Origin of the sequence: Jeotgalicoccus aerolatus (assembly GCF_014635205.1) — a bacterium.
GTDB lineage: Bacteria > Bacillota > Bacilli > Staphylococcales > Salinicoccaceae > Jeotgalicoccus > Jeotgalicoccus aerolatus.
In genome coordinates, this window is the sequence record NZ_BMCN01000004.1 from 175,299 (window position 1) to 196,850 (window position 21,552).

Consider the following 21,552-nt stretch of genomic DNA (forward strand, 5'->3'; position numbering starts at 1 on the left):
ATGAGGGGACTGTGATACAATCGGAGTAATATTATGATGGTGTGAGGGTATGTAAATGAAGCAATTACTGGATGTTGAAAATGTTAAAAACGTCAAATTTACTGCAGTATCTTTTATCGATGATATTGTTGGATTAGGTGAAAAACGTATTGCAGTTGATGCAAAGCATTTTGAGCGGATAGATTTAAATGAAGATAATATCGAACTGGTTATCGACCGGAAATCATTAAATGAATACAGGGAAGAGCGCAACAAGATTCTTTTGGCGCGTGAAGATTATGCAGAGTTTGATCATTTAAACAGTATGCTTGCAATGCTGGAACATGATTTCTTCAGTATTGACCGCATCAAATTATTTTATCGTGATGCAGACAATCTGTCGGGAGAATATGTTGTCGATACATCGAATGATGAAATTGTTGAAATGATCAGCGTGATAAATAATAATGAACTGAATTTGACAGTTCAATTGATATGATAAAAAGGACAGGTTTAAATGCTTAAAATAAACATATTGGATTATGCCGTGATTGATGAAGGAGAAACGGCAGCAGATGCACTTACTAATACGGTCAAACTGGCGCAGACTGCAGAACAGTTCGGTTACCACCGTTTCTGGATGGCTGAGCATCACGATGTGAATGCATTCGCCAGCAGCAGCCCGGAGATGATGATGATGCACTTGCTTGGGAAAACGTCATCGATCCGTCTCGGTTCCGGCGGTGTTATGATTCCGCATTACAGTCCCCTGAAAGTTGCAGAGAACTTCAGAATGCTTGAAAACCTCTATCCAAATCGTGTAGATCTCGGTATCGGCAATACACTTGGAACACCGCTTGTGAATAAATCGATGAATGAAATGCGCCCGAGAAAGCAGCGTTATGAAGAAAATATCAATGATATTAAAAAATATGTAACAAATACAGACGATAAAAACCACCGTTTCAATGAAGTGACAGCGAACCCGACAGGCGAAACGAACCCTGAAATGTGGGTGCTCAGCACGAGTGTCCGGACTGCTCAGCTGGCAGCGCGGCAAGGTATTGGTTATACCTTCGGCCTATTCCCGCATGCTTCAAAAGATAAGATATCTGCTGGCAGAGAAGCAGCTGACGTTTACAGGGCTGAATTTACACCGTCAGCAGTCATGAAAGAACCGCGTGTTATGGCAGCGCCATTTGTCGTTGTTGCTGATACAAATGAAGAAGCATCGAGGCTTGCCAAGGCTTTAGATCTGTGGCTGCTCGGGAAAATGAATTTCAGTGAATTTAAACGATTTCCGTCGGTTGAAACTGCAGAGAAATACACTTATACTGTAGAAGAAGTTCAAAAACTTTCTGAAAACCGTTCCCGCATGGTAATCGGCGATGCAAAAAGTGTTAAAGAACAGCTGGAAACATTGAGTGAGGCGCTCACTGCAGATGAACTGCTGCTGATTCCTTTAATGCCAAAATCAGAAAACAGACAGCACGCAATTGAATGCCTTGCTGCGGAATTTAATCTAATAAAAAAGGAAGAAGGATAATAATGAAAAAAGTTGCTAACTATTTATGGGTAGAAAAAAATGGCGGCGAATATACGCTTATTATGACGCCTGAACTACAAGACGACATCGGCACTGTCGGTTTTGTTGAATTTACTAAAGAAAAAGAAGTAGAGAAAAATGATTCGCTTCTGGAACTGGAAGCTTCTAAAACTGTACTGGACCTTGCATCTCCTTTAGCGGGTAAAATTGTTGCAGTAAACGATAAGGCAACAGACGAACCAACATTATTAAACTCAGCTAAAGCGGAAGAAAGCTGGGTCGTTAAATTGACTGATGTAGATGAAGCTGAATTTAATGCGCTTGCTGACGCGTAAATAGAAGCAAAAATTATATTATAAGGCTTACATTCATATGTATACATTGAGTGTGAGTCTTTTTTTAGAATTGGGTGATTACAGTTGATGAGTCAAACGGACAGACTGCATTTTTTAATATCATATATGCAGCAGGAGAAAAAAGTGCAGCAGTATGTCCCTAAATCTTTCGAGGACCGATTTGAAATGTACCGCGGATTGGCGAATGAACGCCCCGCTGTGAAAGCGGGCCGAGAATTTCTCGATGTTCAGGACGCTTTTTTATCGGAATATAATAGTAAAGAGATTACCGATTTTGAAAATATAAAAGATAAAGAGAATCAGATATATATTTGGCAGGGCGATATCACAACATTGAAAATTGAAGCGGTTGTGAATGCTGCAAATGCTGAAATGCTCGGCTGCTTTATACCCAATCACAATTGTATCGATAATATTATCCATACTAAAGCAGGCCTTCAATTGAGACTGGCATGCGCCACATTAATGAAGAAACAGGGCCGTAAAGAAGCTGTGGGACGTGCGAAAATTACAGCTGCCTACAATTTACCTGCGGATTATGTGATTCATACCGTCGGCCCGATAGTTCAAAATAATAAAGTTTCCAGTATGAAAAGAGATTTGCTGGCAAAGTGCTATACGAGCTGTCTGAAAACTGCGGATGATCACAATATTAAATCGATCGCATTCTGCAGTATTTCAACCGGTGTATTCGGGTATCCGAAAGAGGATGCAGCCGAAACTGCAGTGTCAGCTGTAAAAACTTACTTAGCAGAAAATGAATCATCTATAGATGTAGTATTTAATGTATTTGATGAAGAAAACCGTAAAATTTATGAAAATATTTTGACTGAAGAAAGGTCGTAGTTGCATGAAAGTATGGAAAACACTGGAACAGAAACATCCTGAAAGTGAAATATTAAAAGGCGTGCTGGATGAAGCGGATGCGGTCGTTGTCGGCATCGGAGCAGGTATGTCAGCTGCAGACGGATTTACTTATATCGGTGAGAGATTTAACAGTAACTTTCCGGATTTTATCGAAAAATATAAATGGCTGGATATGCTTCAGGCCAGCTTGTATAAATTTTCAACTTGGGAAGAGTACTGGGCATTTCAAAGCCGTTTTATAAAATTGAATTATCTTGATCAGCCTGCAGGTGAAGCATATATAGCATTAAAGGAAATGATTGAGAAAAAACCGTATTATGTCATTACGACGAATGCAGACAATGCATTTTACGCTGCGGGTTATAATATGGATAAAGTATTGTACTATCAAGGTGAATACGTTCGTTTGCAGTGTTCAGACTTTTGCCATGATAAAACTTATCGTGATGATGACTTGATTTTGGAGATGGTAGAAAAACAAGTAGATATGAAAATACCTTCTGAACTGGTACCGCACTGTCCAGAATGCGGTGCACCGATGGAGAAAAATAAACGGACTGCTGAAAAAGGCATGGTTGAAGACGACGCATTCAATGCTCAAAGAGACGATTATAATGCATTTTTAAAAGCGCATGATTCAGATAAAGTTATCTATTTGGAAATTGGTGTCGGCCACACAACACCGCAATTTATAAAACATCCATTTTGGCGTCAGACCCGTCAAAATGAGAATGCATTGTTCGTTACAATGAATCAGAAATCTTACCGCATACCGGAAGCAATTAAACCTCAGACTGTATTTTTAACTGATGATATTAAAGAAACAATTTTAAACGCACACAATAATTAACAGCTAAAGGATGAATGTTATGTATTTAATTGAACCGTTTAGAAATGGGGAATATATTACCGATGGGGCATATGCACTGGCAATGCAAGTTTATGTTCAAAATAATATCTTTTTAGATGAAGGAATTCTTTTCCCTTATCACTGCAAACCTAAAGTAGAAATCGGACGCTTTCAAAATGCTGTTTCCGAAGTCAATCAGGAGTATTTAGAAGAGAATGACATTCTGCTCGTCAGAAGAGATACGGGCGGCGGTGCGATTTTAGTTGATGACGGTGCAGTGAACGTTTGTTTTCTCGTACCTGAAAGTACAGGCGTATACGGAGATTATAAAAAAATGTACGAACCAGTCATTCAGGCCCTAAATAATCTCGGTGTAAAAAATGTCGAACAAAGCGGCCGAAATGATTTAATCATCGACGGCAAAAAGGTATCCGGCGGTGCCATGACAATGACAAATGGACGCGTCTACGGCGGTTTTTCATTGCTGCTTGATATCAATGCTGAAGCGATGGTAGCTGTATTAAATCCCAACCAGAAAAAAATTGAATCCAAAGGTATAAAATCTGTCGAGGCGCGTGTCACAACATTGCGTGAACATCTCGCACCTGAATATAAAAATGTGACCACTGATGAATTTAAGGATCTGATTATAAAAGAGTTTCTGTCCATTGAAGATGTGAACGATGCAAAACGTTATGTCTTAACAGAAGAAGACTGGCAGGCAATCGATAAACTGGTTGAAGATAAATATAAAAACTGGGATTGGAACTATGGTAAATCACCGCGTTATTCTTATAACAGAGACGGGCGTTTATCGGCAGGAACAGTTGATATTTCTTTAGAAATAGAAGGCGGGCGCATCGATCAATGCTCTATCTTTGGAGACTTCTTCGGGCAGGGTGAAATTAAAGAAGTCGAAGAAGCGCTAAAAGGGACAAGAGTCGTCAGAGAGGACTTGAATGAGAAATTAAATACGCTCGACTTAAACCATTATTTTGGTAAACTGCAGGCAGAAGAACTGACAAATTTAATTTTGAGCTAAAATAAGTATAAATCAAGATCATTCAGGGTATCTTCACTTATGAAGATACTCTAATTTGTATAAATTATGGTAAAATGATAGAAACTGAAAGTGTGACAGGAGGGTGTTCAGTGCAGCAGTTATATGCCAAAGTGATCGATCAGGAATCCCATCAGGGTGTGACCATTACAGACAGCAGCAACAACGTTGTCGGGGATGTGTTTGCGACAACCATATCAGGCTGTGATGAAAAAAATACTTATGGTTTCCAGCACGTGGATGGTGCTGAAATTTTGCTTGGTCTTCAAAGACGAAGATTTAAAGATTTTAACGTGGCGAAATATACATTGGAATATATGGGAAAACATTATACATTTAAAGAGAGAAAGCTTAAAAATTTCATGAACTTCAGGGCGGACGGCAGCGTACTGGATACGCCTTACATTTTTAAAGATGATAAAGAAGTCACGCTGACATTGCATAGGGAAGATAATCTGATCGGTTCAATCAATGACCATAAAATCTTCGTGGAAGAGACATCGGATATTGAGACAAGTATGCTTATTTTAATGTATTTTATGTATAAGCTGTATAAGCGGGAGGATTATCATATTGCCCGTCTGCTTCACCGGAACTGGTAAGACGGTGTTTAAAGCTTTGTATTAATTTTTAAAATATTGTAAAATTGACATTAACAAAACAGATTAGGAGGCAGTAATATGTTAAGAATACTTTGTGTGGCAATTCCAGTCCTTGTTTTGCTGCTGCCTCTGTTTATGGAAGCTTCAGTCGTGTGGATTTTAAACATATTGCTGACACTGCTCGGAACGATATTCAGCTATATTAATTACAACTACAGAAAAGATAAAATAGGGCTGGCGGTGTTAATCGTTAACGGTATTTTATTCCTGTATTATGTATACGCCATGATTAATTTCTTTGTATAAACTGTATAACGGCCTGAAAATCTTAAAGCAGAGATTTTCAGGCCGTTATTGTGTTTCAATATAGTGAATCAATCACGTTTGAGGTTCAATATAGCTGTAGTCATTCAAATCAAGTTCCGTCTGCTGATTATTGATTAATTTTGCAACTTCAAGACCTACAAACGGACTGGCTGTCAAACCTGTCGAACCCATACCGTTTACGATAAAAGTATTTTTATCTGCATAGCCGATAAAAGGCAGGTAGTCGCGGGTATACGGTTTTAGGCCGACACCCATTTTAGTAATTTCGACATCTTCCGGTTTAAAGTACTTATATAATTCCTCTGTTAAATATGCACGGCTTTCTTCAGTCGGCGATGTATCAAAAGAATCCGTATCAATATGCGTTGTTCCGATCACATAATTATCATCTTCCAGATGAACGATATATGTCGGGCCGAGAGCCATAACAACCGGGGATTGTACTGTCTTTTGATTTAATAATTTAAAATGCATAATTTCAGCACGCTGATGTGCAATTTTAGGCTGGTAGTCCTGTTCTGAACCCCAGGCACCGGTAGTATATATTTTAAAGGAATCATCGTCAGAACCTTCATAGGATTCTTGTTTCCAATGACCGCCGTGTTTTATAAAAGCTGTTTTTATTGCCTGAAGCAGCTTCAAGCCTCTGACTTGGCCGCCGCCCTCGACAATTAAAGCAGGATATTTCGTTGTTAATGAAGGATGCAGCTCAGATAACTCTTCCCTGGTCAGCTGTCTGACCTGGCCGACTTCTGGATGACCGATTGCTTTATCACTAATTCTTTTAGTCGCCTTATCAAAAATATCCGGCTTAAAGAGGCATATTGCTCCGCTGTTTTTATACCCTGTCGACATATCAGTTTCGCTTTCTAAAGTACGAATGAAATCTGGATAGTAACGGGCGCTGGCAGTGACCAGACGGTACCATTTCTTATTGCGGCGCTGGCTGATCCAGGGACAGACGATGCCTGCTGATGCAAAAGTTGCCTGGCCTTTATCTTCGCGGTCATAGATTGTTACCGTGTGACCCATCTTAACGAGATGGTAGCCGATCGAGGCACCGGCAAGCCCGCCGCCTATAATCGTAATATTCATTTAAATCACTCCTGTGTAATTGCTGTAACGATTATGATATCGTTAATTTATAAAAATATGAAAGAGGCATGGACATGAACAAGCTCGAATTGAACATATTTGAAGATAAATCTGCACTGAAAAGCATATCATGGATTCAGATGATCGCACTGATTGTGACGCTCATTTCGATGTATGTTCTTGAAATATTTGTAATCCATCCGACCAGCAGTGCATTGATCGGCAGAGAACAATTCGGAATCGTCGGAGCAGTGTTTTTTATTATCGCACTTTTTTTTATTATAGTCATTATTCACGAAGCCATTCACGGTTTATTTTTTAAAGTATTTAACCCGAAGGGCAAGGTAAAATTTGGTTTTAAAGCAGGTATGGCATACGCAACCTCGCCCGGCCATGTATATAAAAGAGGGCAGTTTTTCATCATCATTATTATGCCGTTTGTCATTCTTACAGCGGTCATGCTTTTCATGATGTTTACGATGCCTAATCCCGCTTATAAATATTACATTGCGCTTCATACTGCAGCATGTGCCGGTGATTTTTACTATTTATATTTAATATTAAAACACAGAAATCTTGCTTATGCGGTAGATACAGAAGTAGGAATGAGCTTATATGAAACAAAGGAAGAGGCAATTTAATGTGTAGAACAAGTGTTCGTTTTTTGGTATAATAGATTTGGGTGAGGATGATGGAAAAACGAATCATTCATATTGATATGGATGCATTTTATGCTCAGGTCGAACAGTATGATAACCCTGAATTAAGAGGTAAACCGGTGATCGTCGGCGGCCGCTCTTTTAACAGGGGAGTCGTTGCGACAGCGAGTTATGAAGCGCGTAAATACGGTGTACATTCCGCAATGCCGACTAAAACTGCACATAAATTGTGCCCTGACGGCATATTTGTCCATCCGCGATTCGAACGTTATAAAGAAATTTCCGGGCAGGTCAGAGATATATTTTTAAGCTATACAGATTTAATTGAACCGCTGAGTCTGGACGAGGCTTATTTAGACATTACTGAGCTTGTCAGTAAAGAACGGTCATCGAGAAGTATTGCACTCGCCATCCAAAGTGAAATATTTGAAAAAACCGGACTGACTTCAAGCAGCGGAATTTCATATAATAAATACTTGGCAAAGATCGCTTCAGGGATGAATAAACCTAAAGCGACGACAGTAATAGATTATAATAATGTACTGGAAATACTTCATGAACTGCCTATCGGTAAATTCCCGGGAGTCGGCAAGGTCACTGAAGAAAAGATGATCGGCATGGGTATTAAAACAGGCAAAGATTTGTATGATATATCAAAAAATGATTTAATTTTAAAATTCGGCAAACGCGGTGAGAGTTTATATAATAAGGCGCGCGGTATCGGAACAAACGAACTGACTGTAGAAAGAGAACGTAAATCAGTTGGTAAAGAAACGACATTTAACTATGACAGAAATGATGACAGTGAGATATTAGGAGTGCTTGAAGAACTGTCGGCAAAAGTCAGCAGCCGTCTTCTAGACAAGTCACTCGCAGGCAAGGTTGTTACAGTGAAGATTAAAACCGGTGACTTTGAGTCCCATTCAAAGCAGATGATGACTATGGATCCGGTATATACTGCAAAGGATATTTATCACTATGCATATAATCTTTATCACGAAGTGAAAGAAGAAGACGTACCGATTCGTTTAATCGGTGTGACTGTTTCAGCTTTAGAAACCCGATTATACAGAAATATGACCATATATGATTTTATAATGTAGCAACTTTGTTATAATAGTAAATAAGACTAAATGTAAGAAGGTATAATAATGATTGTAAAAACAGATGAAGAACTCCAAAAATTAGAAGAGATTGGCCAAATATGCGGACGTGTTTTAAAAGCGACAGTTGAACATGCCAAAGTCGGCATGACAACGAAAGAACTCGATAATTACGCAGGTCAGCTGCTGGAAGAAGCGGGTGCAAAAAGTGCACCGATCAGTGAATATGACTTCCCGGGCTACACTTGCATCAGTATTAATGAAGAAGTTGCACACGGCATTCCAGGGCCGCGTCAAATTAAAGACGGCGACATCGTTAACGTAGATATTTCAGCAGTTAAAGACGGATATTATTCTGATACTGGTATTTCTTTTATTGCCGGTCAAGCAGATGATCCATTAAAACAAAAAGTAATTGATGTGACTGCACTCGCTTTTGAAGAAGCAATGAAGAAAATTAAGCCGGGGGCTAAAGTCAGTCAGATTGGACGTGCAGTATTCAACACGGCGCGCCAAAACGGTTTAACAGTTGTTAAAAACTTAACCGGCCACGGTGTTGGGAAAAGTCTTCACGATAAGCCGCAGCACATTATGAACTATTACGATCCGACAGACCGAACGATTTTAAAAGAAGGTATGGTTATCGCAGTAGAACCCTTCATTTCGTCAAAAGCGACACTGGTTACAGACGGTAAGAATGATTGGGCTTTTGAAACGAAAGACGGCAGTTATGTTGCTCAAAAAGAACATACGATTATGGTTACAAAAGATGGCCCTAAACTGCTGACTAAAATCGAAGACTAAGTAAAAAACCTTGTGTATCTATTTTTAGATACACAAGGTTTTTTTATACTTCTATTTCACATTTTCATAGCCGTTAACGATGACATCAACTTTACCGGTTTCAGGATCCATGACGAGACCATGTACAGGTATCGACTGAGCGAGCAGCGGGTGGTTTTTAACATTGCTGACTGTTTCTGTGACGCTTTCTTCGACACTGTCGAAGCCTTTCAGCCAGTTTGTTACATCAATGCCTGAATTTTTAAGTGTATTAAATGTTTCGGCATCGATACCGCGCGCCTTCATTTCTTCAATAACAGGTTCCGGCTTCAGAGCGCCGAATCCACAGTCATGATGCCCCATAATATATACTTCATCAACATTCAAAGCATAGACCGCAACAAGAATACTGCGCATCGTACTCCCGTATGGATGCGAGACGACTGCACCTGCATTTTTCAGCTGTTTAATATCTCCGTTTTTTAAGCCGAGTGCTTTAGTTGAAAGCTCTGACAGACGTGTATCCATACAGCTGAGAAATACTGCTTTTTTGTTCGGTGTCTTATCGGTAGTAAAAGCTTTAAATTCTTCGTTTTTAACGAATGCTTCATTTGCCTGCAGCAAATCATCCAGTAAAGTCATTTTAAACTGACACTTCCTTTTCATTACTTTGTTCTTGTTCCTTCAGTACAGTGCGCTTGTGAAGAATAGAGTTAATTTGCGCCCCAAGGATTATTATAACACCTGTAATGTACAGCCAGAAAATTAAAATGATCACACCTGCAATCGAACCGTATGTTGCCGAATAGTTTCCGAAGTTCGACACGTAATAGCTGAAGCCCCATGATGCTGCTAAGAAGGCAATTGTAGTAAAAATTGTTCCTGGAATGACAGACTTGAGTTTCAATTTAATATTAGGCGCTGTCATATACATAATCAGGAATACAACAAATACGAGCAGCAGCGGCAGGAGACTTCTGACTAAGTTCCAAACTGTAGAGAACTGATCATCCAGTCCGATAATACCGAACATTAGGTTTCCGATTTGTTCGCCAAATACAATCAGTACAAAAGTTAAAATAACAGATAGCGATAAGATTACTGTAAAGAATACTGAAAGCAGCTTAGTCACTACAAAACTGCGGCTGTCCTCGATGTCGTAGGCAACGTTAAAGGCATTCATTAAGGCTGTCATACCGTTAGATGCAGACCACAGTGTCAAAATTAAACCAACCGATAAAATCCCGCCGCCTGAATTATTCAGGACATCTGTAATAATTCCTTCCAGCAAGCCGGAAATTTCCGACGGGGCATAATCGTTAATGAATGATGTAATCAATTCCGGTTCAATTCTAAATAACGGTACGATCGACAGCAGGAATATAAGGAGCGGGAATATAGCAAGCAGGAAATAATAAGCAAGCTGAGCCGCCATTCCAGTCGTATTGTCGTGAGAGAATCTGAAAAGCAGCCGGCTTAAAAAGCCGCCGTCTTCTTTCAGTTTCGCCGGTTTGTTAATTTTTGATACGTAAATATGTTCATTCGGTTTTTTAGAATTTTGTGATTTAAAATTTGCTTTATCGACGAAAATATCGCCTTGTTTATTTCCAATTTCTTTTTCTTCTTTAATTTGATTCAGCAATTTTGATGACGTTTCTTTTTTAGACATAATCACACCTCGGCTAAAATAAAAGGACTATCTTTTAAAATAGTCCTTGTTAAATTTTAATTTAATTTTTTTTCCCGTTTAGATTGGAATGTATCTTTTGCATCGATTAATGCACGTTCCAATTCTGGATTATTGCGGCGGATTTCTTCAATTGTATCTTTCCAGAACAGAACTTCATCTTTAATCATATCGACTTTAGACGGTTCGCCTGACGGTTCATTAAAACGCTGTTTAAGATCATCAGGATTCGTTGCGTAATGTTTTATGCTCTTAGTATTGGAAACTAATGACTCCCGGGTTCCTTTATCAATTAATGCAATTAATCCGCCGACAGCGGCTCCAATTACTATAGCTGGTACAAGTTTGTTTTTCATAACTGATTCTCCTTTAGTTAGCTTTGTATTAAATATAACCTATATTCACCAAGTATAAACTTTTTAACTTAAGAAATTAAGCATAATAATATAGAAATGTGATTTTAAAAGCTTTTGTAAGATAATATATATTTTTATTATTATTTGTTAAGATAGAAATTAAGGAACTGAAAGGGGATAGCTATGGATAAAACGCAGATTTTAGAAGATATAGTACAAAAATTGAATGTAGTAAATAGAGGTATATTTAAACCCGATGACTACAGCGATGAAAAAGTGAGCGAGCTGAACGATATTAAAGAGATGCTCGAGTCACGCGGTCAAATATCTGCAGCTGAACAGTCAGCTGTAATAGAAGAACTATCAAAAATGAGAAAGCAGTGATGATATGATGAATATCGAAGAGAAATTATATAAATATGCAGAACTGTTAGTAGATGTAGGGATAAATATTACAAACGGTAAAAGATTATATATCCGTGCTACTACAGATGCATTGCCGCTAGTCCGATTAGTGACTAAGATTGCTTATGAAAGAGGTTCAAAAGAAGTTAAAGTATCTCTCGGCGATGACACTCTGTCCCGATTGAATGCTGAATACCGAAGTGAAGAGGAGCTGTCTGTCGTACATGATTTCCAAGTGGCGGAACGGATGTATTACAGTGATGAAAAAGCAGGTTTCCTGAGTATTATTTCAAGTTCTCCGGAACTGTTGAAAGATGTTGCACCAAGTAAACTGCAGGCAATGCAAGTGGCATCGGGACAAGCGTTCAAAGAATTTTCAGCGCGTACACAAAGCGACTTCCATTCATGGTGTGTTGCCGGTTATCCTTCTGTAGAATGGGCACGCCTCGTTTATCCTGAACTGCCCGACGATGAAGCAGTGGATGCGCTATTAGAACTCGTACTGTACACGGTGCGTGCAGATCTTGAAAATCCTGTAGAGGCTTGGTTCGAACACGATAAGACGCTGCATGAAAAAGTAGATTACTTAAATGATAAACAGTTTACTGCCTTACGCTACGAGGCTCCCGGTACAGACTTAACGATCGGTCTCCCTGTTAATCATCTGTGGGCTGGTGCATCAAGCACTGATTCAAACGGTGATTCATTTATGGCAAATATGCCGACAGAAGAAGTATTTACAGCGCCTGATAAAAACAGGGTAGACGGCTACGTCTCTAATACACTGCCCCTCAGTCACGGCGGCAACATTATCGATGACTTTAAACTGACATTTAAAGACGGAGAAGTTGTCGAATACGAAGCGGGAAGAGGCTACGATATTCTTAAAAACATTATCGATACGGACCAAGGTTCAAAACGCCTCGGTGAAGTGGCACTTGTACCGGCTGATTCGCCGATATCGAATGAAGGCATTCTTTTCTACAATACGCTCTTTGATGAAAATGCGTCATGTCATATTGCGCTCGGCAGCGCCTATGCATTCTCTATAGAGGGCGGTAAAGAGATGTCGCGTGAAGCACTGGATGAAGCCGGGCTGAACGATTCTATCACTCATGTTGATTTTATGATCGGTTCAGAGAAACTGAATATATTCGGAATAGATCAGGATGGTAATGAATCCCCTGTCTTTACAGATGGAAACTGGGCATTTTAAACAAAATAAGCCTACAATTCATTTGTAAATATGATACAATTTAATTAATTATTATATTGGAAAGTTCTGTTGAGGAGGATTTTTATGAGTAGCTGGCTAATGCTTTTAGTCGTTTTATCTTTTGTATTTGCAATTCTCGGTTTTTCAGGAGTGCTTTACTACTTCCTGGCACAAGCGTTCCACAGTAAAGATGCACTTGTGGTAGATACACCGGAAGAAGCGCTTGAGCGCAAAATATAAGACACTTATGTAGAGGGGATGTAAATCTCCTCTATTTTTATTAATAAAGGGGAATAAACAATGAAAAAATTAATGTCAGAATCATATACAGTTAAAACTGCAAACGTCCTGCCGCCGGATTCAAACTCACACGGTACTTTATTTGGCGGGAGGCTGCTGCAGTATGTCGATGATATTGCAGCAATCAGTGCACGCCGACACTGCCGTGAATCAGTCGTGACAGCTTCGATTGACTCGATGGACTTTTTGAAGCCAATTAATGTTGGAGAAATCGTAATACTTGAAGCGATGGTGACACATACCGGCCGCAGCTCAATGGAAGTCATGGTTAAAATATCAAAAGAAGACTTAACGAGAGAGTCAGGCAAGACACTGGCAGCTTTTTCTTTCTTAACATTCGTCGCTTTAGACGATAATAACAAGACAGTTGAAGTACCTAAAATAGAGCCTGATAACGAACGCCTGGAGTGGCTGAGAGATACCGGCAAAGAGCGTGCAGAGCGCCGTCTGGAAAGAAAAGAGCAGAGCAAGTCACTCAGCAACTTTTTCGCATCAGATTTACTGGAGTGAGTTCTATGAAGATCAAACGTATTGTAAAACTGAAAAGAGAAATGTACGATGTGCTGTTCGATGATGGACAGTCGATTAAAGTGCACGAAGAATCTCTTGTGCGTTATGTACTGATTCCAGGAAAAGAGCTGGACGAATCAGAATTTAATGAGATCGTTCAGAATATACAATATGATCAGGCCTACGTTGCTGCGATTAAATACATCAGCTATAAAATTCGTTCAGTGAAGGAAATGTTTGATTATTTAAATGAAGATTACGAAGATGATATTATTAGACAGACTGTTTATCGTCTTGAAAATGAAGGGTATTTAAATGATGAAAACTATGCCAAAGCGCTGCGAAATACACTGTTAAATACGACAGATAAAGGGCCTGGACATCTTAAAAGAGAATTAAAAAAGCACGATATAAAAGAGAGCGTTATACTCAATGAAACAGAAGCTTTCGATGACTTAATCGATGCTGAACGCATGAATAAATTAAAAGATAAATTTCTTAGAACCCACAGGGGTTCATATGTTCAATTTAAGCAAAAACTTCGTGAAAAATTGACATTAAGAGGCTATAGCGGTCATCATTTTGAAATGATCGATTTCAATGATGACTATGACGAAGATGCATATTTTGAGAAAGACTTTGAAAAATATTATAATAAGTACAAGAAAAAAGAAAGCGGATTTAAACTTAAGCAGAAAATGATTGCTGCTCTGATGGGTAAAGGGTACGCTTATGAAAAAATCAGTGAAAAGTTAGGCGGAATGCACGATGGATGAATCCTTAAGTACAATGACACGCAAAGAATTAAACCACTATATTCAAACGAAACGGGAAGCGATGAGACGCGCAGAAATGATGGGCGTAGAAAACGAATACCGTGTGCTTGAACGCCAGGTGCTTATTGCGGAATGCTATTTGATAGACTTATCCCTAATAGAAATCGGAAAAATTTACAAGATAATCAGCCAGGAAGATCACTACTTTAAAGTAGAGTATATTAAAGGAATATTCGCATGGGGCTTTTTCGTTAATGGAGATGAAAAAGAATCAGCGATTCCGGTTAGTATGCTGCAGCTGCCTAAACAGGTCAGATAATGGAAAATAAAATCTTGTTAAAAGGGGTAAACCTGTCTTATAGCAAAGAAGCAAAAGATTTTAAAAAACGCATGCTTGGCAATGCAGGCTCAACGCATCTTAAAAATATTAATATTCACTTATACGAAGGCGAAGTACTCGGTCTGTTAAGTGATTACACAACTTTATTTCATATTAAGGAAGTTTTGACCGGGACGCTTGATCCGGTGGAAGGTAAAGTGAAGACGAGCGGCGGTGTGCTGAGTCTCGATATTATGGATCATATCAATAATCCGTTCACGCTCAGTTTTTTTATCGAAGAACTGCTGGAGGAGTATCAGAGCGGTAAAGCATTTGCCGCTACTGTTGAGCAGCTTCATAATAAACCTGTCATCCGCAACAATTTAAAAAAGAAATTGACAGAACTGAGCCGTAAGCAGCTGGCTCATATACTACTTGAAATTTCCAGTGTAATTGATGCAGATGTTATTATCTTTACTAACTTTTACGAACATCTTGAAGACCTTGAAAAGTTTCAAAGTGTCGTTAATCACCATGAAAACAGTGGCAGAGGTGTTTTGCTTTTAGAAACTGAACTGGTGCCGATTGAAAAGATGGCAAACTACTTTACTTGGGTCAGTTATGGTCAGATCCGTTTCGAAGGCAGTGTTGAAAAGGGTGTAGAAAGCTATAACAAATACTTAAAAGATAAGAGTATGATTAAGAATATTGAACAGGAAGCACTGTTTGATCTGGAATGGAAAAGACACGTTTACGAAGGTGAAGTGTACAGCGATAACTTTAAACGCCTCGGTAAACAGCAGGCATCGATTCTGGATAATATAAATATTAGAAAAATTATCGTTACGCTAGTACTCGCTTTCGTTATGGTGTTATCTTCACTCGTAATATTTATGAATATTTCCTTTATAGGTGAGTCTCCGACTTTCACGGATGAACAGGAGAACAGAAATCAGGAAGTGACATCAGATCGTATTTCCTATGCTTTTGTTGACAGAGATGGTCTTGAACTAAACGGGACGATGCTGCCGCAGTATACTCTGCTTAATGTCACTGATACGAAAGAAGAAAATTATACTGTAGAATATCAGGGTGCCGAAGAGACAGTCGGACGTGATGAAGTGATTTATTTTAATCCTGCGAGTCTGTATACAGAAGCAGAATTTATGGATCTGCTGCAGTATACGAGCCCTGTCATTCAAAACAACTATATGTTCTATTCCAATTACTTAAACGGAGAACGTGAATTCCTGGAACAGAATATTACATTCGATGTTCTGGATGAGAACCACGGCAGCGTGGCAGGTATACCGATTACTTATCACTTTGCTGGCGACATAGTATTTTCTATGGAATTCCAAGGCGCAGAAAATAACACGATTACGGAAGATTTAAATCTCACGGGTGAAGTAACTATTTTTAGAGTTGATGAAGGATTTATGATTTACGACAGCGTTGAAAATAATTGGAATTATATGAGGAGGTAGGTCTGCCGATATGAATTACAGATTTAAATATTTATTTCGACGTGTATTCAGGCAGGCTGACCGTTTTACCCTCCTGAATTTAACACCGGCACTCATATATCTTGCCGGGCTCGCGCTTTTATTTATCGGCTTTTTTACCGCCGAAGATGATACGATGGTTCGCGTACTGTACAGTGCAGTCGGCTTTACAGCCGCGGTATGGATTTTCAGCATGGTTATTCTGAATAAAAATGAAGCCTACGTTAAAGATTCCATTCTAAAAGTGAATTATATTCCTTTATATTTAAGAATATTACCGACGATGATTTACCAGACCATTATGTTTATTATTTTTATAACTATGTACAGTGCTTTTGCAGCGCTGTTTGTCGATAATTGGATGATGAATATTTATTCGCTGATTTATTATATTTTGCTGGGTGTTATTCTTGTGATTCCATTTACCATGTTGTTTCTCGGTGCATCGATTCATATTAACACCAGTAAAATTAATCCGATTTTGTTTATTATCGTACTGTTGATCGTCCCGGTATTCTATTTGCCGGAACAGCTGCCGTCAGTCATAGAAAATATATTGAGCTTAAATCCATTTTATTATGTAATTAATGGACTTCAGAATAATGCAATTCATCAGGCATGGTCTGTCAATCGACTGCCTTACGATGTTTTATATGTTACACAGGTCGCAATATTGTACTTGTGGATGTTTGAAGCGTACAGCAAAATGAAAATACAGTTGTATAATGATAAAAACAGCATGCCTGATTTATAGGCATGCTGTCATTTTAATTACTGGCTAATTTTTGTTGAAGTTTTGTTTCTGAATAGACCCAGCCGGTGTAACTTGACTGGACGTCGTAATCATCCTTATCCAAAAGCATAATGCAGACGAAAGGATAATGGCCATCTTTTAAATATCTGAGGTCGATATATCTGACTTCTACTGTATTATGGCTGATATCTTTAATTTCATAACGGTAAATAGAGGAAAAGAATGTGAAAGCTTTAAAATTCTTATCGTCTTTAACTGCTTCAAACAGTTCGCCTTCCAAGGGACCGATTTTTTCAAAGCGGTCGTAGAAAACAACTTGTCCTTTAAAGGTGCGGCCAACGTAGTACGCCTGTTCTGTAACTGCAACGACCCGCCATTGATTAAAATGCAAGGTCGGCAAACAGAGGACACGAGTAATGTTTTCGTCCTGCAGTCGTTCTTTAATTTTGTTAATTAAATACCTCTTATAAAGGTAACGACCGATATAGTAAAGCGCCATGACTGCATATAAGACGATAAACAGCATCACCGGATTAAATCCGATATACCATAAAGCGAAGTATATCAGATGCATGACAATCATAGGGATATCGATAGTATTGATAAAACCGAGCTGCAGCCATGTGTGATCGAACGGCCGAAGCGCCTGGGTGCCGTAGGCGTTAAAAATATCCGAAAAGACATGAAGCGAGACGGCAAATAAGGACCACAAATACATATTTACAAATGGCAAATCAAAAAAGGTGCTGCTCAGCACCGCGAGCAAGAGCGGCCAGGTTATGATAGTAAAAGGCAATGAGTGAGTAATCCCTCTGTGGTTCTTAATATATACTGCATTATTTTTCAACTTTAAAATTGTATCAAGGTCGGGAATCAACGATGCTCCGACGACTGTTGTGATAAATCCGGCAGTCATAGGATCGACAGCCGGGTCGATGTGAGCGAGGCCGACTATAGAGCCGCCCATTAATGTATGTGTTAATGTATCCATGATTTCCCCTCCGTATATACGGCAATTTTATTTTTATATCATTATATTTAAAAGGTGAGTGTATATGTTCAAAAGACCGGTATTTAATAATACCTTACTGAATTGGTATCAGGCAAATAAAAGACAGCTGCCATGGCGGCAGACATCTGATCCTTTTAAAATATGGCTCAGCGAAGTTATGCTGCAGCAGACTCAAGTTATTACTGTTATACCCTATTATGAGAAATTTATAACAAAATATAAAGATCTGGACGCACTGGCAGAAGCGGATGAACAAGCACTGTTAAAAGATTGGGAAGGGCTCGGCTACTATAATAGAATCCGAAATTTCCAGCATGCTGTAAAAGAAGTCCAGGAAAAATATGATTCAAAAGTACCGGATAATCCCGATGAGTTTTTTAAATTGAAAGGTGTCGGACCTTATATCGGAGGTGCTGTACAGAGTATTGCTTTTAATAATCAGCTTGCAGCAGTAGACGGCAACGTGCTCAGGGTAATGTCGAGGTTAAACAGAGATAAGCGGGATATGACAAAAGCATCGGTTCAAAAGGATGTTAAAAAGTATATAGAAAGCGACATGCCACTTGAAGCGGGAGATTACAATCAGGCGCTCATGGAGCTTGGTGCGATAATATGTACGCCGCGGACGCCCAAATGTCTCATTTGTCCGGTTAAAGCACACTGTGAAGCTGAAAAAGCCAACGAGGTTATGGAGTATCCGCTTAAGAAGAAACAAAAAGCCAAGCAGGAATATTACTATAATGTGTTCTTTATCTTAAATGATAAAGATGAAATCATGCTGATTAAGCAGGAAGACGATCTATTAAAAGGAATGTATGAACTGCCGAGATTCGATGTAGATACTTCGATAGAATCCATTGAAGAAAAATATAATCTGACGCTCAGTCAGCCGAGTGCGCCGATTGGCAGCCATAAACATATCTTCACTCATAAAATATGGTATATGGAAGGGTATATAGTGTATACAGCAGACCACAATGAGGATTTTATCCCGCTCAGCGACCTGCAAAATCTGCCGATGAGTGTCGCGATGCAGAAGATGATTCAATTAATTTACCCCGAAGGTGAATCAGGGCTGTAAATTTTTAATAATAATAGCGCTGTGCTATACTGTTTACGTAAATAATAAAGGTGGTGGCAGTATTATGGTGATGGAATCCATCCCAAAAGAGGGAACAAAAATGAGGATTCAGAGCTATAAACATGATGGTAAGATCCACCGGGTATGGAGTGAAACGACGATTCTTAAAGGAACAGATCACGTCGTTATTGGTGGGAATAACCGCACGCTTGTGACGGAAAGTGACGGGCGTAAATGGGTCACACGCGAACCCGCGATCGTTTATTTCCACAAAGATTTTTGGTTTAATGTCATCTGTATGTTTAGAGATGACGGTGTTTACTATTACTGCAACTTATCTTCGCCATATGCTTGTGATGACGAGGCAATTAAATACATCGACTATGATTTGGATATAAAAGTATATCCGGACGGCAAGTATCATTTACTGGATGAAGATGAGTATAAAGTTCACCGGAGTAAAATGAATTATCCGGAAAGTATCGACGCAATATTAAAATATAACGTCGATGAACTGCAGCAGTGGATTGAACACAAAAAAGGGCCGTTTGCTCCAGATTTTATAAAGGTATGGCACCATCGCTTTAATAATGAACATTAACCAATCGGCATAGCGTTGATTGGTTTTACTAATTTTTTGGAGGAACATAAATGATCAGACGTTACATGCAATTTGTTAAACCTTATTTTGGAATTATCGGTTTAACTATTTTGATCGGTGTACTTAAATTCGGTATTCCGCTCCTCATCCCTTTACTCGTCGCATATGCTATAGACAGCATAATTCTCGCAGATGGACTTGCAAACGATGAACGAATGACGATGCTGATACAAATACTGCTGGTATTCGGCGTGATATTTGTAGTTGTCAGACCCCCGGTAGAATTCTTCAGACAATACTTAGCCCAGCGCACCAGCAACAAAATTTTGTATGATATCAGGAAAAAGTTATACGGACATCTTCAGATGCTAAGTGCCAAATTTTATTCCAACAACAAAGTAGGGGAAGTTATTTCCCGTGTCATCAATGATGTTGAACAGACTAAAGATTTTATAATGACCGGACTTATGAATGTCTGGCTGGATCTTGTCACCATTATTATTGCACTGGTGATTATGTTTAATTTAAATATTGAACTGACTTTCGCATCTATGGCGATATTCCCGTTTTATATTTTTGGTGTCTGGTATTTCTTTGGCAGACTGCGTGCCAAAACAAGAAACCGTTCGCAGGCGCTTGCAGAAGTCCAAGGTTTTCTGCACGAAAGAGTGCAGGGGATTAACGTCGTTAAAAGTTTTGCTATTGAAGACAATGAAGAAGAACGGTTCGATAAAACGAATAACAACTTCTTAACTAAAGCCTTAGATCATTCAAGATGGACAGCCTACAGTTTTATGGTGGTGAATACGATTACGGATATCGGGCCGTTAATAGTAATCGGCTACGGGACTTTTCTCGTTATCAATGGTGATTTAACTGTCGGTGTTCTGGCGGCATTCGTTGCATATTTAGAAAGATTGTACGGCCCGTTAAGAAGACTTGTATCTTCTTCAACTGCACTGACTCAAAGTATCGCATCCATGGACAGGGTATTTAATTTGTTTGATGTCCCTTACGACGTAAAAGATAAAGAGAATGCACAGCCGATTTCAGACGTGCAGGGTCATATTGAAATTGATAATGTATCATTTAAATACGATGAAAATGATAATAATATTTTAGAAAATATTAATCTTGATATCCCGGTAGGGAAAACAGTCGCCTTTGTTGGTATGAGCGGCGGCGGAAAATCTTCGCTGGTATCGTTAATACCAAGATTTTACGATGTGACAGGCGGCAGTATTAAAATTGACGGTCAGGATATTAGAGATGTTACCGTCCGATCACTGAGAGATAATTTAGGTATTGTCATGCAGGATAATATCCTATTCTCGGATTCAATTAAGGAGAATATCCTGCTGGCAGAACCGGATGCTTCAGAAGAAGAAGTGATTTTGGCAGCTAAAAGGGCAAATGCTCATGAATTTATTATGAATTTAGAAAACGGCTATGATACGACTGTCGGTGAACGTGGTGTGAAACTGTCAGGCGGTCAGAAGCAGCGGATTGCCATCGCACGTGTATTTCTTAAAAATCCGCCAATCTTAATATTAGATGAAGCGACCAGCGCACTTGATCTTGAAAGTGAAAGTATTATTCAGGATACATTGGATCAGCTGTCTACAAACAGAACGACATTGGTTGTTGCCCATAGGCTGTCTACAGTGACTCATGCAGATAAAATCGTCGTCATTGAAAATGGTCAGATTACGGAAACTGGGACGCACAATGAATTAATGATTAAAGACGGATCATATAAAAATCTTTACGATATTCAAGGCTTATAAAGGAATGGTTTAGTAC

The 21,552-nt window shown here is 39.1% G+C and carries 27 protein-coding genes; 22 read left to right on the forward strand and 5 right to left on the reverse strand.

The features are described 5' to 3' along the window. Positions 1-55: 55 nt before the first annotated feature. The 8 genes from IEU81_RS10710 to IEU81_RS10745 all read left to right on the forward strand — a co-directional run bounded on the left by IEU81_RS10710 (position 56) and on the right by IEU81_RS10745 (position 5,566). The gene (locus IEU81_RS10710) at positions 56-478 is read left to right on the forward strand and encodes a hypothetical protein (RefSeq protein ID WP_186091001.1); all 423 of its coding nucleotides are present in this window, start codon (positions 56-58) and stop codon (positions 476-478) included. Between the two features lie 18 nt (positions 479-496). Then, entirely contained in the window at positions 497-1,525 is a 1,029-nt protein-coding gene (locus IEU81_RS10715) for an LLM class flavin-dependent oxidoreductase (RefSeq protein WP_186091002.1), read from the forward strand. 2 nt (positions 1,526-1,527) lie between these two features. Continuing rightward, the gene (locus IEU81_RS10720) at positions 1,528-1,860 is read left to right on the forward strand and encodes a glycine cleavage system H family protein (protein WP_092596180.1); all 333 of its coding nucleotides are present in this window, start codon (positions 1,528-1,530) and stop codon (positions 1,858-1,860) included. Positions 1,861-1,947: 87 nt separating this feature from the next. Next, the gene (locus IEU81_RS10725) at positions 1,948-2,727 is read left to right on the forward strand and encodes a protein-ADP-ribose hydrolase (protein WP_186091004.1); all 780 of its coding nucleotides are present in this window, start codon (positions 1,948-1,950) and stop codon (positions 2,725-2,727) included. 4 nt (positions 2,728-2,731) lie between these two features. After that, positions 2,732-3,598: an SIR2 family NAD-dependent protein deacylase gene (locus IEU81_RS10730; protein ID WP_186091005.1), complete on the forward strand. Its 867-nt coding sequence runs from the start codon at positions 2,732-2,734 to the stop codon at positions 3,596-3,598. A gap of 19 nt (positions 3,599-3,617) precedes the next feature. Then, entirely contained in the window at positions 3,618-4,640 is a 1,023-nt protein-coding gene (lplA, locus tag IEU81_RS10735) for a lipoate--protein ligase (RefSeq protein ID WP_186091007.1), read from the forward strand. 110 nt (positions 4,641-4,750) lie between these two features. Further along, complete coding sequence (locus tag IEU81_RS10740; RefSeq protein WP_092596163.1) at positions 4,751-5,260, forward strand: hypothetical protein; 510 nt, start codon at positions 4,751-4,753, stop codon at positions 5,258-5,260. Positions 5,261-5,338: 78 nt separating this feature from the next. Next, a complete protein-coding gene (locus IEU81_RS10745; protein WP_092596162.1) occupies positions 5,339-5,566 on the forward strand; it encodes a hypothetical protein in 228 nt (75 codons plus the stop codon). A gap of 72 nt (positions 5,567-5,638) precedes the next feature. Here IEU81_RS10745 and IEU81_RS10750 read toward each other — a convergent pair whose 3' ends face one another. Then, the gene (locus tag IEU81_RS10750) at positions 5,639-6,682 is read right to left on the reverse strand and encodes an NAD(P)/FAD-dependent oxidoreductase (RefSeq protein ID WP_186091009.1); all 1,044 of its coding nucleotides are present in this window, start codon (positions 6,680-6,682) and stop codon (positions 5,639-5,641) included. A 74-nt stretch (positions 6,683-6,756) separates the two neighbouring features. Between IEU81_RS10750 and IEU81_RS10755 the strand changes: the two genes are divergently transcribed. From IEU81_RS10755 to map, 3 genes are read left to right on the forward strand one after another with little or no spacing between them, the layout of a single operon-like run. Further along, positions 6,757-7,323 (forward strand): DUF3267 domain-containing protein, encoded by a 567-nt coding sequence (locus IEU81_RS10755; RefSeq protein ID WP_186091011.1) that lies wholly within the window; start codon positions 6,757-6,759, stop codon positions 7,321-7,323. 47 nt (positions 7,324-7,370) lie between these two features. Next, positions 7,371-8,444: a DNA polymerase IV gene (gene dinB, locus IEU81_RS10760; RefSeq protein ID WP_186091013.1), complete on the forward strand. Its 1,074-nt coding sequence runs from the start codon at positions 7,371-7,373 to the stop codon at positions 8,442-8,444. A gap of 48 nt (positions 8,445-8,492) precedes the next feature. Next, positions 8,493-9,248, forward strand: a complete 756-nt coding sequence (gene map / locus IEU81_RS10765) for a type I methionyl aminopeptidase (protein WP_092596154.1) — start codon at positions 8,493-8,495, stop codon at positions 9,246-9,248. Between the two features lie 51 nt (positions 9,249-9,299). Here the strand turns inward: map and IEU81_RS10770 are convergent, their stop codons facing one another. The 3 genes from IEU81_RS10770 to IEU81_RS10780 are packed head-to-tail and all read right to left on the reverse strand — an operon-like array spanning position 9,300 to position 11,270. Then, positions 9,300-9,869 carry a beta-class carbonic anhydrase gene (locus IEU81_RS10770; RefSeq protein WP_092596151.1) on the reverse strand — a complete coding sequence of 190 codons (570 nt, stop codon included), beginning with the start codon at positions 9,867-9,869 and terminating at the stop codon, positions 9,300-9,302. A gap of 1 nt (position 9,870) precedes the next feature. After that, a complete protein-coding gene (locus IEU81_RS10775; protein ID WP_092596148.1) occupies positions 9,871-10,896 on the reverse strand; it encodes a YihY/virulence factor BrkB family protein in 1,026 nt (341 codons plus the stop codon). Positions 10,897-10,952: 56 nt separating this feature from the next. Continuing rightward, a complete protein-coding gene (locus IEU81_RS10780) occupies positions 10,953-11,270 on the reverse strand; it encodes a hypothetical protein (protein WP_092596147.1) in 318 nt (105 codons plus the stop codon). A 183-nt stretch (positions 11,271-11,453) separates the two neighbouring features. Here IEU81_RS10780 and IEU81_RS10785 point away from each other — a divergent pair, with 183 nt between their 5' ends. From IEU81_RS10785 to IEU81_RS10820, 8 genes are all read left to right on the forward strand, one after another. Continuing rightward, positions 11,454-11,654, forward strand: coding sequence for a DUF1128 family protein (locus IEU81_RS10785; RefSeq protein WP_092596146.1), 201 nt, complete (start codon positions 11,454-11,456; stop codon positions 11,652-11,654). Between the two features lie 4 nt (positions 11,655-11,658). Beyond that, positions 11,659-12,891, forward strand: coding sequence for an aminopeptidase (locus IEU81_RS10790; protein WP_186091014.1), 1,233 nt, complete (start codon positions 11,659-11,661; stop codon positions 12,889-12,891). A gap of 84 nt (positions 12,892-12,975) precedes the next feature. Further along, entirely contained in the window at positions 12,976-13,131 is a 156-nt protein-coding gene (locus IEU81_RS10795) for a hypothetical protein (RefSeq protein WP_176760579.1), read from the forward strand. Between the two features lie 60 nt (positions 13,132-13,191). Continuing rightward, the gene (locus tag IEU81_RS10800) at positions 13,192-13,701 is read left to right on the forward strand and encodes an acyl-CoA thioesterase (protein ID WP_092596141.1); all 510 of its coding nucleotides are present in this window, start codon (positions 13,192-13,194) and stop codon (positions 13,699-13,701) included. Positions 13,702-13,706: 5 nt separating this feature from the next. Continuing rightward, the gene (locus IEU81_RS10805; protein ID WP_186091016.1) at positions 13,707-14,477 is read left to right on the forward strand and encodes a regulatory protein RecX; all 771 of its coding nucleotides are present in this window, start codon (positions 13,707-13,709) and stop codon (positions 14,475-14,477) included. Continuing rightward, a complete protein-coding gene (locus IEU81_RS10810) occupies positions 14,470-14,796 on the forward strand; it encodes a YfhH family protein (protein ID WP_092596135.1) in 327 nt (108 codons plus the stop codon). Before IEU81_RS10805 ends, IEU81_RS10810 begins: the two co-directional genes overlap by 8 nt. Beyond that, the gene (locus tag IEU81_RS10815) at positions 14,796-16,283 is read left to right on the forward strand and encodes a hypothetical protein (RefSeq protein ID WP_186091018.1); all 1,488 of its coding nucleotides are present in this window, start codon (positions 14,796-14,798) and stop codon (positions 16,281-16,283) included. Before IEU81_RS10810 ends, IEU81_RS10815 begins: the two co-directional genes overlap by 1 nt. A gap of 10 nt (positions 16,284-16,293) precedes the next feature. Continuing rightward, positions 16,294-17,055, forward strand: a complete 762-nt coding sequence (locus IEU81_RS10820) for a hypothetical protein (protein ID WP_186091019.1) — start codon at positions 16,294-16,296, stop codon at positions 17,053-17,055. Between the two features lie 13 nt (positions 17,056-17,068). Here the strand turns inward: IEU81_RS10820 and IEU81_RS10825 are convergent, their stop codons facing one another. Then, complete coding sequence (locus tag IEU81_RS10825) at positions 17,069-18,046, reverse strand: metal-dependent hydrolase (protein ID WP_186091021.1); 978 nt, start codon at positions 18,044-18,046, stop codon at positions 17,069-17,071. Positions 18,047-18,110: 64 nt separating this feature from the next. On the opposite strand from IEU81_RS10825, the gene mutY reads away from it, so the two are divergent. From mutY to IEU81_RS10840, 3 genes are all read left to right on the forward strand, one after another. After that, complete coding sequence (gene mutY, locus IEU81_RS10830; RefSeq protein WP_186091022.1) at positions 18,111-19,148, forward strand: A/G-specific adenine glycosylase; 1,038 nt, start codon at positions 18,111-18,113, stop codon at positions 19,146-19,148. A gap of 64 nt (positions 19,149-19,212) precedes the next feature. Next, positions 19,213-19,749, forward strand: coding sequence for a nucleoside tri-diphosphate phosphatase (gene ntdP, locus IEU81_RS10835; protein WP_186091023.1), 537 nt, complete (start codon positions 19,213-19,215; stop codon positions 19,747-19,749). Between the two features lie 50 nt (positions 19,750-19,799). Next, complete coding sequence (locus IEU81_RS10840) at positions 19,800-21,536, forward strand: ABC transporter ATP-binding protein (RefSeq protein ID WP_092596118.1); 1,737 nt, start codon at positions 19,800-19,802, stop codon at positions 21,534-21,536. Positions 21,537-21,552 lie beyond the last annotated feature (16 nt).